This window comes from Providencia rettgeri, assembly GCF_013702265.1.
In the GTDB taxonomy this organism is placed as follows: domain Bacteria; phylum Pseudomonadota; class Gammaproteobacteria; order Enterobacterales; family Enterobacteriaceae; genus Providencia; species Providencia zhijiangensis.
The window spans coordinates 805,986-821,060 of sequence record NZ_CP059348.1 but is presented as its reverse complement, the minus strand read 5'-3'; the positions used below and the strand labels follow the sequence as shown (position 1 = coordinate 821,060).

The 15,075-nt window shown below is 44.6% G+C and carries 17 protein-coding genes; 7 read left to right on the top strand and 10 right to left on the bottom strand.

Annotated elements, in window-relative coordinates; genetic code table 11:
• Window positions 1–71: 71 nt before the first annotated feature.
• The 10 genes from deoB to H0913_RS03630 all read right to left on the bottom strand — a co-directional run bounded on the left by deoB (window position 72) and on the right by H0913_RS03630 (window position 11,271).
• Window positions 72–1,295, bottom strand: a complete 1,224-nt coding sequence (gene deoB / locus H0913_RS03675; protein ID WP_154602794.1) for a phosphopentomutase — start codon at window positions 1,293–1,295, stop codon at window positions 72–74.
• An 80-nt stretch (window positions 1,296–1,375) separates the two neighbouring features.
• Window positions 1,376–2,698, bottom strand: coding sequence for a thymidine phosphorylase (gene deoA, locus H0913_RS03670; RefSeq protein WP_181477988.1), 1,323 nt, complete (start codon window positions 2,696–2,698; stop codon window positions 1,376–1,378).
• Between the two features lie 101 nt (window positions 2,699–2,799).
• Entirely contained in the window at window positions 2,800–3,579 is a 780-nt protein-coding gene (gene deoC, locus H0913_RS03665; protein WP_154602795.1) for a deoxyribose-phosphate aldolase, read from the bottom strand.
• 458 nt (window positions 3,580–4,037) lie between these two features.
• Window positions 4,038–5,333, bottom strand: coding sequence for a NupC/NupG family nucleoside CNT transporter (locus H0913_RS03660; protein ID WP_154602796.1), 1,296 nt, complete (start codon window positions 5,331–5,333; stop codon window positions 4,038–4,040).
• 295 nt (window positions 5,334–5,628) lie between these two features.
• Window positions 5,629–6,414, bottom strand: coding sequence for a TatD family hydrolase (locus H0913_RS03655; RefSeq protein ID WP_154602797.1), 786 nt, complete (start codon window positions 6,412–6,414; stop codon window positions 5,629–5,631).
• The gene (locus H0913_RS03650) at window positions 6,407–7,483 is read right to left on the bottom strand and encodes a patatin-like phospholipase family protein (RefSeq protein ID WP_181477987.1); all 1,077 of its coding nucleotides are present in this window, start codon (window positions 7,481–7,483) and stop codon (window positions 6,407–6,409) included. Before H0913_RS03650 ends, H0913_RS03655 begins: the two co-directional genes overlap by 8 nt.
• A 142-nt stretch (window positions 7,484–7,625) precedes the next feature.
• Window positions 7,626–8,039, bottom strand: coding sequence for a BON domain-containing protein (locus H0913_RS03645; RefSeq protein WP_036950212.1), 414 nt, complete (start codon window positions 8,037–8,039; stop codon window positions 7,626–7,628).
• Between the two features lie 267 nt (window positions 8,040–8,306).
• Entirely contained in the window at window positions 8,307–8,450 is a 144-nt protein-coding gene (locus H0913_RS03640) for a Hok/Gef family protein (RefSeq protein WP_154602799.1), read from the bottom strand.
• 327 nt (window positions 8,451–8,777) lie between these two features.
• On the bottom strand, window positions 8,778–10,367 hold the full coding sequence (gene prfC / locus H0913_RS03635) for a peptide chain release factor 3 (RefSeq protein WP_108479204.1): 1,590 nt from the start codon (window positions 10,365–10,367) through the stop codon (window positions 8,778–8,780).
• Window positions 10,368–10,623: 256 nt separating this feature from the next.
• Complete coding sequence (locus tag H0913_RS03630) at window positions 10,624–11,271, bottom strand: LexA family protein (RefSeq protein WP_000854920.1); 648 nt, start codon at window positions 11,269–11,271, stop codon at window positions 10,624–10,626.
• Between the two features lie 117 nt (window positions 11,272–11,388).
• Here H0913_RS03630 and H0913_RS03625 point away from each other — a divergent pair, with 117 nt between their 5' ends.
• The 7 genes from H0913_RS03625 to eexS are packed head-to-tail and all read left to right on the top strand — an operon-like array spanning window position 11,389 to window position 15,064.
• Window positions 11,389–11,640, top strand: a complete 252-nt coding sequence (locus H0913_RS03625; protein WP_024015942.1) for a helix-turn-helix domain-containing protein — start codon at window positions 11,389–11,391, stop codon at window positions 11,638–11,640.
• 55 nt (window positions 11,641–11,695) lie between these two features.
• Window positions 11,696–12,565, top strand: coding sequence for a hypothetical protein (locus tag H0913_RS03620; protein ID WP_024015941.1), 870 nt, complete (start codon window positions 11,696–11,698; stop codon window positions 12,563–12,565).
• Window positions 12,552–13,214, top strand: a complete 663-nt coding sequence (locus H0913_RS03615; protein WP_024015940.1) for a DUF6475 domain-containing protein — start codon at window positions 12,552–12,554, stop codon at window positions 13,212–13,214. Before H0913_RS03620 ends, H0913_RS03615 begins: the two co-directional genes overlap by 14 nt.
• Window positions 13,201–13,749, top strand: coding sequence for a lytic transglycosylase domain-containing protein (locus tag H0913_RS03610; RefSeq protein WP_024015939.1), 549 nt, complete (start codon window positions 13,201–13,203; stop codon window positions 13,747–13,749). Before H0913_RS03615 ends, H0913_RS03610 begins: the two co-directional genes overlap by 14 nt.
• On the top strand, window positions 13,746–14,045 hold the full coding sequence (locus tag H0913_RS03605; RefSeq protein ID WP_000210563.1) for a flagellar transcriptional regulator FlhD: 300 nt from the start codon (window positions 13,746–13,748) through the stop codon (window positions 14,043–14,045). The genes H0913_RS03610 and H0913_RS03605 overlap by 4 nt, the downstream gene beginning before the upstream one ends.
• Window positions 14,042–14,575: a FlhC family transcriptional regulator gene (locus tag H0913_RS03600; protein ID WP_000566755.1), complete on the top strand. Its 534-nt coding sequence runs from the start codon at window positions 14,042–14,044 to the stop codon at window positions 14,573–14,575. The genes H0913_RS03605 and H0913_RS03600 overlap by 4 nt, the downstream gene beginning before the upstream one ends.
• A gap of 57 nt (window positions 14,576–14,632) precedes the next feature.
• The gene (gene eexS, locus H0913_RS03595) at window positions 14,633–15,064 is read left to right on the top strand and encodes an entry exclusion protein EexS (RefSeq protein ID WP_024015938.1); all 432 of its coding nucleotides are present in this window, start codon (window positions 14,633–14,635) and stop codon (window positions 15,062–15,064) included.
• Window positions 15,065–15,075: the final 11 nt, after the last annotated feature.

Here is a 15,075-nt window from a genome sequence, read left to right as displayed (position 1 = left end):
TTAATCATTAAAATTGTGCACAATAAATAAGGCAGTTTCCTGCCTTATTTTCAAATCACCTTGTCGCAAGCTTAAAACATCGGCTTACCGTATTCCATTGGTGATAAATCAAAATAGTTCGCGACTGTCTGGCCAATATCCGCGAACGTTTCACGGTGACCTAAAGAACCTGGTTTAACTTTTGGTCCGTACACCAGCACTGGGATATGCTCACGAGTGTGGTCTGTACCCGGCCAAGTTGGGTCGCAACCGTGGTCAGCGGTTAAGATCAGAATGTCATCTTCTTTAACCAGTTTCAGCATTTCAGGTAAGCGGCTATCGAATAACTCTAATGCAGCGGCATAACCGGCAACATCACGACGGTGACCGTATGCTGAGTCAAAATCGACAAAGTTAGTGAAAACGATAGTGTCGTCACCCGCAATTTTCATCTCTTCTAAGGTTGCGTCAAACAGCGCGTTGATGCCCGTTGCTTTGATTTTTTTGGTAATACCAACGTGAGCGTAGATATCGGCAATCTTACCGATAGACACCACTTCACCTTGTTTTTCTTCCACTAATTTTTGCAGTACGGTTGGCGCCGGTGGCTCAACGGCTAAGTCATGGCGGTTACCCGTACGCTCAAAGTTACCCGCTTTGTCGCCAACAAATGGACGCGCAATCACACGGCCGATGTTGTAACCGCCTTTGGTTAACTCTTCACGGGCAATTTCACACAGCTCATACAATTTGTCTAAGCCGTAAGTCTCTTCATGGCACGCGATTTGGAATACAGAGTCCGCAGAGGTGTAGAAAATTGGTTTGCCCGTTTTCATGTGCTCTTCACCCAGTTGGTCCAGAATGACCGTACCCGATGAATGGCAGTTACCTAAGTAACCCGGTAAGTTGGCTTTTTCTACCAGTGTATCCAGCAATTCTTGTGGGAAACTGTTTTCGTGTTTTTCGAAATAGCCCCAATCGAATAGAACAGGAACGCCCGCAATTTCCCAGTGACCAGACGGCGTGTCTTTACCTGAAGATAACTCGCTCGCATAACCATATGCACCGATAATTTCTGCATTTGGATCCAGACCCGCAGGGAATTTTCCGCTTGATTCTTCCCCTGCTTTTCCTAAACCTAATTTTGTTAAGTTAGGCAGGTGTAATGGACCTTTACGGCCTTTGTCTGCTTCCCCGCGAGCACAAGCGTCTGCGATATGACCCAGAGTGTTCGAACCTTCGTCGCCGAATTTGTGGGCATCACCTGCAGCGCCGATCCCGAAGGAATCCAGTACCATGATAAATGTGCGTTTCATATTTATTCTCCTGCGATACAGCTTATCTGTTCATCGCGTCATCTAACCCGCACCCTTCTGTGAAAAATGCGGATATCGGTTTATTCACTAATTTGACGATAGACCATTGGTGTCGCTTCTGGGGCTTTATCCCCAATAATCATAGCAGCGCGAACTTCTTTCGCCGCCTCTTCCCATGATTTTTCGCTATTGGCATGAATGATCGCAAGTGGAGTTTGGGTATCAACTTTGCTACCTAATGCTGCGATATCACTTAAACCAACACTGTAATCGATAGGATCAGTAGCTTTACGACGACCACCCCCTAACGTTACCACAGACATACCCAGTGCTCGTGTGTCCATTTGTGTGATAATGCCCGCTTGAGGTGCGTAAACGGCTTTGCTAAGAACGGCAGTTGGCAGATATTTGTTGTAATTTTCAACAAAATCTTTCGGCCCTTTTTGTGCAGCGACCATACGACCAAACACTTCAGCCGCTTTACCGTTATCCAGCACCGCTTGTAATTTCTGACGCGCATCGTCACGATCCGAAGCCAATTTACCTGAAACAAGCATTTCCACACACAGCGCCATGGTGACTTCGAACAAACGTGGGTTACGGTATTCGCCCGTCAGGAACTGTACAGCTTCACGAACTTCAACAGCATTACCTGCACTGGATGCCAGTACTTCGTTCATATCAGTTAACAGCGCGGTAGTATTGCAGCCTGCACCATTGGCAACTTGCACGATGGACTCAGCCAGTTGCTCTGATTTTTCGTAGGTTGGCATAAATGCGCCTGAACCCACTTTAACGTCCATCACTAACGCATCTAACCCTTCGGCTAATTTTTTACCTAAGATAGAAGCGGTGATAAGCGGAATAGAATCCACGGTTGCCGTGATATCACGAGTCGCATAGAAACGCTTGTCAGCCGGCGCTAGTGAGTTGGTTTGACCAATAATCGCCACGCCGACATTTTTGATAATGTCGCGGAAACGTTCATCATCAGGGAAAATATCAAACCCAGGGATAGCTTCGAGCTTATCAAGGGTTCCACCGGTGTGACCTAAGCCGCGACCGGAAATCATCGGAACATAACCACCACATGCGGCAACCATAGGCCCTAACATGAGTGAAGTCACATCCCCCACACCGCCTGTGGAGTGTTTATCCACGAGTGGACCATTAAGATTCAGTGATTTCCAATTTAATACGGTACCTGAATCACGCATCGCTAGCGTTAGCGCGACACGCTCTGGGGTTGTCATATCATTGAAATAGATGGTCATTGCTAGGGCTGCAATCTGACCTTCAGAAACCGTGTTATCACGCACACCATTGATGAAGAAGCGGATCTCTTCTTCGCTTAATTGTTTACCGTCACGTTTTTTACGAATAATTTCTTGAGCGAGAAACACAATAGGCTCCTTAATTCACATCGAATTCTTCGGCTAAATAGTCACGGCTGTTGCCCAAGTCAGGTAGGGCAACAGTCTGATGTCACTAATAATTGCGATTATTAATAGCTGCTGGAGGATTTTTTAACGTCAAATCCCAGTGTATTTAATAAATTCGCTAATAAGCTAGATGCACCAAAACGGAAATGGCGAGCATCAGCCCAGTTATCGCCTAAGATTTTGCTTGCTAAGGCTAAATATTGTGCTGCTTCTTCAGCGGTACGAACGCCGCCAGCAGGTTTGAAACCAACACTTTTCGCAACGCCCATATCATGGATGACTTGCATCATGATCTCTGCGCTTTCTAAAGTGGCATTCACAGGCACTTTACCGGTGGATGTCTTAATAAAATCAGCACCTGCATTGATTGAGATTTCAGACGCTTTACGAATTAATGCGGCATCTTTTAGTTCGCCAGTTTCAATGATCACTTTCAGTAATACATTTGCGGCTGCGCAAGCGTCTTTGCACGCTTTCACTAAATCGAAACCGATTTTTTCATTACCAGCCATCAGTGCACGGTATGGGAATACAACGTCAACTTCATCCGCACCATAAGCAATGGCAGCTTTAGTTTCAGCTAAAGCAATCTCAATATCATCATTACCATGTGGGAAGTTGGTGACGGTCGCAATGCGGATATCTGGTGTTCCTTGGTCACGTAAGGTTTTACGTGCAATAGGAATAAAACGAGGATAAATACAGATAGCAGCGGTATGACCTGCTGGGCTTTTTGCCTGATGACATAAGGCGATCACTTTTGCGTCAGTGTCGTCGTCATTTAACGTGGTTAAATCCATCAGGGTCAGTGCGCGTTGCGCTGCTGCTTTTAAATCAGTCATATAACTCTCCAACGATGTTAATTCTTTCAGAACGATACGTTCTTTGTTGGCGAGCGGGCTTGTTCCATAAAGATGCTAGTTAGGTTTTCCAAACTCAGCAGCTGAGATCCATCTCACCGCACGATGCCCTAGAGCCAGTTGACTCTATGAACTATCAGTTCCGTGGCAACTTACTGTTACCTATTTGACCACGTAACTGGGGTATTTTATGCGCTACAAATCACATTTATCGACTGAACGTTACATTATTAAATATATATTCGTGAAAGATATCACAATTTCACAAGCAATTGCTCACTCTTTATCAGCCATTATACAGGCTGCAACCTTCTCGTCTTAAATTGATTACGTTAAGAATAGTTGAAAAAGTAAGAGTTACGATAAAAACCAGAAAAAGAATATCGCAGAAGAAAATGACAGCGGAAAGACAAATCGCCTTTCCGCTGCAAACAGGGGGATTACATTGCGGTCATTGCGGCTAATGTTAAGAAGAAGCCAGCAATCGTTGCACTCATTAAGTTAGAGAGTGTACCTGCCATAACGGCTTTCATACCTAAACGAGCGACATCACTACGGCGATTTGGTGCCATTCCACCTAAGCCGCCCAGCAAAATTGCCACAGAAGATAAGTTCGCGAAACCACACAGTGCGAAGGAAATAATTGCTTTAGTATGATCAGACAGAACTTGTTTGCCCGCCGCAATCACATCCGCATCTGCTTTCATATATTCACCGAAGTTCATGAAAGCAACGAATTCGTTCACAACCACTTTTTGACCGATGAAAGAGCCAGCAATTGTTGCTTCGCTCCACGGCACACCGATCAGGTATGCGATTGGGGCAAATACCCAACCTAGTAGTAATTCAAGGGATAATTGCGGATAGTCAAACCAGCCACCCACACCACTTAAAATACCGTTAATTAACGCAATTAATGCGATGAATGCCAGTAACATTGCACCTACGTTCAGAGCCAGTTGCATACCGGATGCTGCACCAGATGCGGCTGCATCGATAATGTTAGCTGGGCGATCTTCTTCTGCCACTAAATCTTTAGCATCAACATTATCTTTAGCAACTTCAGTTTCAGGAACCATTAGCTTAGCAAATAGTAATCCACCCGGCGCCGCCATGAAGGATGCCGCAATCAGATATTCCATTGGAACACCCATTTGCGCATAACCCGCTAATACTGAACCCGCTACAGACGCTAAACCACCACACATGATGGCAAACAGTTCAGAGTTAGTCATGGTAGAAATATAAGGACGAACAACCAGAGGCGCTTCCGTTTGACCAACGAAAATGTTCGCGGTTGCAGACAGTGATTCGGTTCTTGAAGTTCCCAGTACTTTTTGCAGACCACCACCTAGAATTTTGATGACCAGTTGCATGATGCCGAGGTAATACAGGACGGCAATCAGAGATGAGAAGAAGACGATGATAGGTAATACACGGAAAGCAAAGATAAAACCGCCGCCGCCAAATAATTCAAACATTTTATCGGAAACTAGACCACCGAAGATGAAGCTCATCCCGTCTTGACCGTAACCGATAACTTTAGAAACGCCGTCAGACATGCCTTGTAAAACGCTACGTCCCGCTGGGGAGTAAAGAACGAATGCGCCGATAGCGACTTGGATTAAAAAAGCACCGCCGACTGTACGAAGTCTAATTGCGCGACGATTGCTGGAGAAGAGAACGGCTATCGCAATAAGCACCGCCATCCCAACAATACTCAAAATGAGTTGCATGGAAGTATCCCTGTTCACTTAATTCTAGGTTAATGTATAAAGAAACTCGCAAGATTCCACGAATCTTAGTTCGATGATTATAACCAGTCATCATTAATAACCCCCAACATTCATCACAAATCCAAAGTGCAATAAGTAACATAAATTCAAATATTGTGACGAAAATCACAATAGAGGATCGGTTTCGTCTGGAAAGGCACTAATACGATAGTCGAAGAGATAAAAAGCTGAATGGATTTACTCGGATAAATACATAAAATACTTAAGAAATAATTATTAATCGGCTAATTATAATCTAAATTAGATTAAATAACGTCCGGCTATTGTTGTAAAGTTGTTGTGCTATTTCATCCGGAGATTCGTGGCGCAGCTCACACAAAGACTGAAATACCCACTGAATACGCTCTGGTCGATTAGGTTCACCTTGAAAACCGGATACAGGCATATCCGGTGCATCTGTTTCAAACACAAGACAACTTAGCGGGAGTTGAGCCATCACTTGGCGAGTTTTATTCGCGCGCTCATAAGTAATTGTCCCTCCGACGCCAATGTAATACCCCAGTTTCACAAAACTTTCGGCTTGAGAAAGGCTGCCAGCAAAACCATGCACTACACCACGTGCAGGGACTTCGTAGCGACGTAACATCGCAACCAATTGGTCATGAGTTTTTCGTGAATGCAAAATAACGGGTAAGTCAAACTGCTTAGCTAACTTCAACTGGCGCTGAAGCAATATTTGCTGCCTTTCAAATTGAGGATCTTCCATATAGAGATCAAGCCCAATCTCCCCTACCGCCACGCATTTCTGGCTTTTTCGCATCAGAAAACCCGTCAATTTTTCAAAATGTGATTCTTGAAACTGGCTTAAATATAGAGGGTGAAATCCCATTGCTGCGTGGAGTTGAGAATACTCATGGGCTAAATTCCAGATGCGCTGAAAGTTATCCTGACTCACCGCAGGAATAATAATATCCGTAATTCCACCTTGCTTCGCGGTTTCTAGGCTTTCTGTAAGTGCCTCACTGAACGGGGGAAAATCAAAATGACAGTGAGTATCGATAAATTGAATATTATCACTCATGAGCAGGATTGCCTTGCAGGGCGCTAGCACTTGCTGCCTCGGCCGTCTTTCCTGCTAATAAAGACTCTCGCAAATCTTCCCTATGCATCAATTCTAATGAATTGGTGTTCTTAGAAAATCGACTGAAATCAGCATCATTACTCGCAAACTGTTGAGCTAATGCCGCAATAAAGTAACGCCCACAGCGTCGTCCGACATGGTAATCTTGATTTAAGGCACTAATTTTACTGCCTAAAGCACTGCTTTTCAGTGGTGTCGGTGGGTATATTTCAAAAATCTGCACGCCATCGGGTGGATTTTCGATGAATTCCTGCGTTTTTCGATAACTCTTCAAGTGAACTTTTAGCATGGCTGCCATGCGTTGCAGCGCCGAATTATCACCTTCAAGCCAGCGGGTCATGCGTTTTACCCATTCAGGCGTAAAGTACATTTGAGAAGGTACAGTGCGGATCACAACAATTGTATCCGCTCCGCGCCGATAAGCTTCCTCAACAGGAATCGCGGCGCTTATCCCTCCATCGTGGTATCGCACGCCGCTATATTCTACACCAGTTCGATAGAATCCTGGAATGGCGCTGGAAGCACGAATGATATCCAACCAAGAATCCGCATCTGGCTGCAAAAATGCAGCGGAAAAATCATCGCTACGACTGGCTCCCATATAGAATTCACGGCCAGAATCTAACAATTCAAGCCCTGCATCCATATTAAGTGGAAACTCTTTCGCCGTCGTTTCAATCAACCAATCAAGGTCAATTAAGTTCCCGCCACGAATAAATCGCAGTGGGTTAAAGAAATTAAGATTCGTGGTATAGCGAGTAATCACTCGGCGGGCATATCCGGCTTGACCACAAACATAAGCGGATAAATTTTGGGCGCCCGCAGACGTCCCTATCATCAAATCAAAAGGGTTAAAGTTTTCTATCAGAAATTCATCCAATACACCGGCCGTAAAAATACCACGCTGACCGCCACCTTCGCAGATAAGGGCAGTTTTTCTTCCGTTAATTTCATCAGAAAACGCGAGTGGCTCAATCGTGCCTAAAGTGACTGGAACATGCTTTCCCATAGTAACCCTTTCTCTATATTGACGTGTTTCTAAACAATCTCACAATAAATCAGATTAAAACAAATGATTCTCATTAAACTGTTTTTCTCAGGAAGAGCAAATAGCAAAATGAGCTTTCGGCTGAAAGCTCATTTAAAAGAAATTATTTGTTCGTCAGAACTAAACCATTCTGTACTGATTTTACCCCTTTCGCGGTCGATGCAATCTGCACAACTTGATTTATCTGCTCGCTAGATTTGAGAAAACCAGAGAGGTAAACCACACCTTGAACGGTTTTTACTGACACGCTATTACTTGGGAGCCCACTGGTACCTAAGAGTTTGCTTTTAATATCCGCAGTAATGGAAGAATCATCGATATAGGTATCGGTACTTTTCACACCACTTGAGATGGCATTACCTGTATCTTTGCCTGCCATTTCAACAGTTTTAGCTGCGCTGTCCCAAGTTTCTGAAGCTTGTTTTTTCAAGGCGCTATCAGATGATGAACTACAAGCAAAAAGTGCCCAGCTCAACCCAATGACACCTAAAGAACGTAAAACGGCGATCTTTTTCATTGGAACCTTCCTCTTGGTATGATTAATAAACTAACAATGTCATAGCCTAAGTAAAAAGTAGATAAAAATAAAGTCAAATAACTCATCTTCAAGAGTATGACTCAAGGTAATTTTCACTTTTGAGATAAATACTCTTAATTGGATGATTTAAATAAGAAATTAAGAAATAACTGTCTAATATCTCTCAATGAAAAAAACAGAAAAAGGGTGCCTGTACCACCGAACCCGCAATCAGAGAGAAATGTGGGGGATTGCTCCCCCACCAGACTACTCACCGCATAACAGAGTAGCTTGAACCATTGTGTTTCCACTCACCACGTTAACCGAACAAAGTCGGTCTCGCAGCAACAGTGAAAGACACAACACCGTGGCGCACACGGTCATTAGCCCGATAAGAGCAAACTTGGTCATTCCTCTTGACTCCTGTATAAAAAGGAGACAGAATCCAATTGTTGGGTTGGAGACTGCCTCGAGTTACTATTAATGGAACTCGGGGCTTTCGTCTTTTTGGTCTCACAACTTATTGTTTACTTGAAGAAAATATTTACTTGAATCAATAACTTGCTTGAACCAAAATGATCCAAGCACCCACCGCCATCATAGCAGCATGCTCTCCGATAAAAAATATCGATTCCAGTATCTATCATCCTGAATAAATTGATAATTAATCGAATAAATAACAAAAATGGCCAACAAAGTTGACCATTTCAATATAAACACTTTAATTAAAAATAATAATTAGTGTTCGCGCGTTTTGCGGAATCTCACTTCAGGATAACGTTCGCTGGTTAAGTTCAAATTAACCATTGTCGGCGCAATGTAAGATAAATTGTCACCGCCATCTAAAGCTAAGTTCTGCTCATTTTTGCGCTTAAATTCTTCGAATTTCTTCACATCATCGCATTCAACCCAGCGAGCGGTAGAAACGTTAACCGCTTCATAAATTGCTTCAACGTTATATTCACTCTTCAAGCGAGAAACGACCACATCGAACTGAAGCACCCCTACTGCGCCCACAATCAAGTCATTATTGATTAATGGACGGAAAACCTGCACAGCCCCTTCTTCGGATAACTGCACCAAGCCTTTCAGTAGCTGCTTCTGCTTCAGCGGATCACGCAGACGAATACGACGGAATAATTCAGGCGCAAAGTTCGGGATCCCTGTAAATTTCAGCTCTTCACCTTGGGTAAAAGTATCCCCAATCTGGATAGTTCCGTGGTTATGCAGACCGATGATATCCCCTGCATAGGCATTCTCAACTTGAGAACGGTCACCCGCCATAAAGGTCAGTGCATCAGAAATCACCACGTCTTTCTTAATGCGAACTTGGCGCAGTTTCATCCCTTTTTCATAGGTACCCGAGACGATACGCATAAAGGCAACACGGTCACGGTGTTTTGGATCCATGTTCGCCTGAATTTTGAACACAAAGCCTGTAAATTTCTCTTCAGTCGCTTCCACTTCACGCACATCTGTTTTACGTGCTTGCGGTGCAGGCGCCCACTCAACGAGACCATCAAGCATATGATCCACACCGAAGTTACCCAATGCAGTACCGAAGAATACAGGGGTCAGTTCACCCGCTAAGAATGCATCGTGGTCAAATTCATGGGAAGCCCCTTGAACTAACTCCAGTTCTTCGCGAAGCTGAGAAGCTAATTCATCACCAACGGCCGCGTCTAATTCAGGGTTATTTAACCCTTTAACGATGCGAACTTCTTGAATTGTATGACCTTGACCTGTTTGATACAAAATGGTTTCGTCACGCAGTAAGTGGTAAACACCTTTGAATAACTTACCGCAGCCAATTGGCCATGTGATTGGGCAACAAGCAATTTTCAGCTCATTTTCCACTTCATCTAACAGCTCCATTGGGTCGCGAATATCACGGTCCAATTTGTTCATAAAGGTCAGAATTGGCGTATCGCGTAGGCGAGTAACTTCCATCAGCTTACGGGTACGATCCTCAACCCCTTTACCGGAGTCGATAACCATTAAGCAGCAGTCAACGGCGGTTAATGTACGATAAGTATCTTCCGAGAAGTCTTCGTGCCCTGGGGTATCTAACAGGTTCACTAAGCAATCATTATAGGGAAATTGCATCACAGAGGTGGTGATTGAGATACCACGCTGCTTTTCCATTTCCATCCAGTCTGATTTGGCATGCTGGTTAGAACCGCGACCTTTTACCGTTCCCGCACGTTGAATTGCGTGTCCGAAAAGTAATACTTTTTCAGTGATCGTGGTTTTACCGGCATCGGGGTGAGAGATGATAGCAAAGGTCCTTCGCTTATTGATTTCATTGAGAAAATCTTGGTTTGCCATGTATAAATTCTTTTAGTTTGTACACGGATTTGTACACACTTTTGGAAGTACTCTCTTTTCAGTTCTTCGCTTGTCAAATCCGTCGTGTTAATCGTAATTGGCCGCTATTTTCGCTGATCTTGACTTTATAAACAATCAATGGTTATCTAATCGGTTACCATTTATTCTCAGCGCGCGCCAATGCTCAGTTGTAGCTGTTTGCAATCGTTGCTTCTTCAGCTCATGAACAACTGTGGCTAAACCACAAATTCCTTCGCTACCAGAAATCGATGATAGCTTGTCGTACTACACCGATGATGGTGCAGTTGCCGTTGATCGGTATTGCAGGGTATTGCGGGTTCAAAGGTTTTAGATACTTCTGTTCACCATCAATAACCAACTGCTTAAAGGTTGCTTCTTTCGAATCATCCAAACGCGCAACAACCAATGAACCTGAAGAGTAAGGTAACTCAGGATCAACAACGATCACTGCCCCCTCAGGTATGGATTTTTTTCCGCTTGGATTTTCCATACTGTCGCCTTTTACGCGAAGTGCGAAACAACCCTCATGTGCTTTCCCAGTGACTTCACGCCACTCCTCAGCATCTTCATGGGCAAATCCCTCCGCTATTTCAGTCCAATCACCGGCCTGAACCCAGTTAATGAGAGGAATTCTTCCCTTAATATCAGGCCCGACTTCTACATTACCGACCCCCAAGCCAATCTCGCCATCACCTGTGGCGAGCCAATGAGCATTCACGCGAAGCGCCTCCGCGATCTGCATGGTGTAACGAGACCTAGCCGATTTACCAGAGCAAATCTGGCTGATCGACTGCTGTTTGATACCAATGCGACGAGCCAACTCAGACTGAGTTACCCCAGTAAGCTGCAAGGCATGGTTTAGTCGTTCGGATAAAGTTTTCATAAGCCCGCATTCTACAAATAAAACTGTAGTCTTTCAACAATTTTAACTGTTGACTTATCTACAGTTTAAACTGTAACATTCAATCTTGTAACAGTTATTATTGTAATAGGAGACGGTATGGAAGTGTTCAAAACGACACAAAAACATCTCCGCCGTGCCATTGACTTGGTCGGCGGGCAATCAGCATTAGCAAGAGCCATCAACTCAAAACAGCAAAACGTCTGGTTTTGGTTGAATAAATCAGGGCGTGTTCCCGCTGAATTCGTTTTACCCATCGAACAAGCTACGCAAGGACAGGTAACCCGATCTCAGTTAAGACCGGACATCTATCCCGAATGCCCAAGCGAGCTGAAAGCCAGTAACCAGTAGGATTAAGGGCAAGTAATGGTCAGCATTTTACGTAAACACAGAAGCGAGTACCTCCATGCGTGATTATGGCAAGGTCTATACCCGCTTTTGGCTAAAGCAAAACGTTTTGTCCTGGAGTGACTCTGCGAAGTTGCTAGGACTGTATTTGCTTACATGCCCACATTGTAATTTGCTTGGCTGCTTTCGACTGCCGATTGGTTACGTTGCTTCTGACTTGAACTGGGATGAGCAACAGGTTGCCAAGGCGTTAAGTGAGTTAGAACAAGATCAGTTCCTGATTCGTTGCGAGGGATCTGGTTGGACTTTGATTCGAAGCTTTCTGAAGCACAACCCAATCGAAAACCCAAACCAAGGTAAGGCAGCCTTTCGGTTGCTTAAAGATGTACCTGCCGACTTCGTTGGTATGGCATCGCTTTTGAAATCTCTTGCCGCTTTTCAAGCTCGGCTTCCAGAAGAATTTTCATCATTGTTTATGCCTGATGGCAACCCGGTAAGGGACTCTCAACGGTCGGATGACTCTGAGAGAAGCAATAAACCAACAGTTAAAACTGTTGACCAGATACAGTTTGAAGACTTCTGGGATGTACAAATACGCAAAGAAAAAAAAGCGAAAGCCAAAGAAGAATGGCTACGCATGGGCCTCAATGAAGACCATGAACTCGCCTTGGAAGTGCTAACACGCTGGAAAGAGCAACGAGACAACCGATTGCAGTATCAAGATCGGACTAAGACCCCTATGCCACATAACTGGCTTTTAAACCGGCAATGGGAAGACGAGTACGTTCGCATTGATGAAGTACAGCAATCATCGACGAGCCTAAAGGGCAGCAATCACCAATTGAATATTGAAGAAAGCAATCGCCGCATTGCTGAAAGCTGGGCCGGACCAGGTATTCGGGAGGTTCGTTCAAGTGCAGGAGGTTGATAAACGCGAGTTTGCTGAAATTTGGGGAGCAGCTTGGGCCATGTATGGCAAAAGCGTATCACCGCAATTGCTATCCATCGCATTTGAAGCCCTTCGTGCTTATAGCATTGAAGAAGTGCGAATCGGTCTGACTCGGCATATTCAATCACCGGATACTGGGCAATTTTTTCCAAAGCCCGCTGACGTCATCAAGCATATCGACGGCAACTCAGGTTCAAGAGCCATGGTTGCTTGGAACAAAGTTGACAAGGCTGTTCGTCAGGTTGGCGCTTGGACATCCGTGATGTTTGACGATGCGCTTATCCACCGCGTGATTTCAGACATGGGTGGATGGGTTGAACTCTGCAAGGTTGATGACAGGGAATACCCCTTTAAGCAAAAAGAGTTTTTAACACGCTACCAGGCTTACTTGCTGCGGGACGAAGTGGGTGAATACCCAAGGCTATTACAGGGTATTGCAGACCATCAGAACCAGCAAAAAGGATTTGATATGCAAGCGCCGGTTGCCGTAGGCGACTGGTCAAAAGCGGCACAAGTTTATACGAGAGGCATCGCCGACTTTAGCGCAGTGCCATTAAAAAGAATAAGCCCGAAAGCCATTCAGGCGCTTCTCGGAAATCAATTAGAGGACAAAAATGAAAACGATTAAAGCAAAAACCATTGCCCTAGTGATAGCCATGTCCGCAAGCACTTCAGTCTATGCGTTTCCGGGCTATCAGTGGGAAAAAGCAGCACATAGCGTTGGTATTGATCCAGTCATGCTCTACGCCGTTGCCTTGGCTGAGTCGGCCTCACATCGTGGTCTCAACATGACCAGTCCATGGCCATACGCAATTCGCAATGGTTCAAACGCAACCTACGCCAAATCTAAGACAGAAGCAGAGCAACTGTTAAACCAGGCACTGCAAGAGACTGAAAAATATCAGCTCGATATTGGCCTTATGCAAATCAATTTGCATTGGCATGGGCATCGGGTGAGCTCAGCAGCGGAACTGCTAGACCCCATCACCAACCTTACGGTCGGCTCAAGTATTTTGGCCGAAGCAATCAAGTCTTCACCAAATGATTTAGAGCTTGGCATAGGCCGCTATCACAGTTGGAACGAAGAGCGTGCACGCTGGTATGGGCAAAGAGTGCTTTCTATCTATCGCAATATTTTACATGAACTGGAGGTCCGTCAATGACAACCAATCAACAAGACTTCTATCAATTAAATTTGGCGTACCTACACGCAGCACGAGAATTGGCGCGAATTGATCCGCAAGAGGCCGTCTTGCGCTTTGGACTTACACGCGACGTGGTTGATGCTCTGATTAATGCTGGTGTTGACGACCTGCAACGAGTGGCGACCTCATCATTCATGCTGTTTCAACCAAGGGGTAACCAAAGCCAACTGATTGAGATGGTGAAGAGCAAAGGCACAGGTATCCCAAGAATCGCTTATTTATTATCAACCCTAAACAACAAGGGGGATGCATGATTGATAACCTGTCCAAAAGTGAGCTATTTACCCGAGCCTCGCTGCTTATTAAATACGGATTTCGAACAACCATTATCGCGCTCGATACAGGTTTGCCAATCCACATTATCAGAAGGCTCCACAAAGAAGTGACTGGCAAGTCACCTTGTCCTGGTCAATTGCCAGAATCTGATGCCATCGTCAAAAGCAGAAGAGCATTAGTTGAAGGCTCCCTGCTTATGGCGCTTTATGTCAATATTGGTGGTGATAATGTCTACAAGCAATTAAATATCGATGCTTTGATGAAGGCTTACGATGCGTATTTGGTTGCAAGAAAAGAAGCAGATCTTCCAGCTGAGATCCCCTGGAAAAAACTGACCATCAATGAAGGTTGGGTTCTAGCTCGTGATTTAAGATCACAGCTTGCATCCTTACACCGGTGTCGATGCGGCAGTCTGTATTTGACGGTATCACAACAGCGCATTCAGCTTAAATGTCCTGTGTGTGAGATTATGGCCGAGCAAACCACTAGAGCACTTTTTGAGAACTAACATGCAGATGCATGATTTGATTGTGCACCTCCCGTGCACTTTGAGAGTACTAAGAAGATGACAAACTTACTTAAATCTTTACCAGCACGCTGCTGGTTTATATCACTGGGGCTTTTTCTGGCGACTTTGGCTGCGGCTCATTTCTTTCCTTCAGAAATATTAACGGCATCTGCCAAGTTAGCGGCTTTGCCATTTCTGTTCTGCACCGTCGTTTTTTTCAGCTACTTGGGTTTCAAAGCGACCTGTAATCCCATCGGACTTATAGCCATAATCACTATGCTTGTAGCAATCGCATATTGGCAAGCGAGTTGGACAATTGTTGGTTTGGGACTCTCTTTCTTAGCTATTTGTACTGGAATTAGATTCTTGAGTAGCCAAGTTAAAGATTCGGGTAGAACTTTGAGCATTGAAGAAAAATGGTATTGGTATAAGCTCCATTCGTTTTTTGATGGCTTTTATCCAAGGTATCCCAAAAAGCCAAAAAAATAGCCAGCCAACCA

Bases quoted from the DNA above. Each gene is read 5' to 3' on its own strand.
- deoC (WP_154602795.1), bottom strand. From the start codon at position 3,579: ATGACTGATTTAAAAGCAGCAGCGCAACGCGCACTGACCCTGATGGAT.
- H0913_RS03655 (WP_154602797.1), bottom strand. From the start codon at position 6,414: ATGAGTGATAATATTCAATTTATCGATACTCACTGTCATTTTGATTTT.
- H0913_RS03630 (WP_000854920.1), bottom strand. From the start codon at position 11,271: ATGAAAACTTTATCCGAACGACTAAACCATGCCTTGCAGCTTACTGGG.
- H0913_RS03645 (WP_036950212.1), bottom strand. From the start codon at position 8,039: ATGAAAAAGATCGCCGTTTTACGTTCTTTAGGTGTCATTGGGTTGAGC.
- H0913_RS03660 (WP_154602796.1), bottom strand. From the start codon at position 5,333: ATGCAACTCATTTTGAGTATTGTTGGGATGGCGGTGCTTATTGCGATA.
- H0913_RS03620 (WP_024015941.1), top strand. From the start codon at position 11,696: ATGCGTGATTATGGCAAGGTCTATACCCGCTTTTGGCTAAAGCAAAAC.
- prfC (WP_108479204.1), bottom strand. From the start codon at position 10,367: ATGGCAAACCAAGATTTTCTCAATGAAATCAATAAGCGAAGGACCTTT.
- H0913_RS03600 (WP_000566755.1), top strand. From the start codon at position 14,042: ATGATTGATAACCTGTCCAAAAGTGAGCTATTTACCCGAGCCTCGCTG.
- H0913_RS03640 (WP_154602799.1), bottom strand. From the start codon at position 8,450: ATGACCAAGTTTGCTCTTATCGGGCTAATGACCGTGTGCGCCACGGTG.
- H0913_RS03605 (WP_000210563.1), top strand. From the start codon at position 13,746: ATGACAACCAATCAACAAGACTTCTATCAATTAAATTTGGCGTACCTA.
- H0913_RS03650 (WP_181477987.1), bottom strand. From the start codon at position 7,483: ATGGGAAAGCATGTTCCAGTCACTTTAGGCACGATTGAGCCACTCGCG.
- H0913_RS03610 (WP_024015939.1), top strand. From the start codon at position 13,201: ATGAAAACGATTAAAGCAAAAACCATTGCCCTAGTGATAGCCATGTCC.
- H0913_RS03625 (WP_024015942.1), top strand. From the start codon at position 11,389: ATGGAAGTGTTCAAAACGACACAAAAACATCTCCGCCGTGCCATTGAC.
- deoB (WP_154602794.1), bottom strand. From the start codon at position 1,295: ATGAAACGCACATTTATCATGGTACTGGATTCCTTCGGGATCGGCGCT.
- eexS (WP_024015938.1), top strand. From the start codon at position 14,633: ATGACAAACTTACTTAAATCTTTACCAGCACGCTGCTGGTTTATATCA.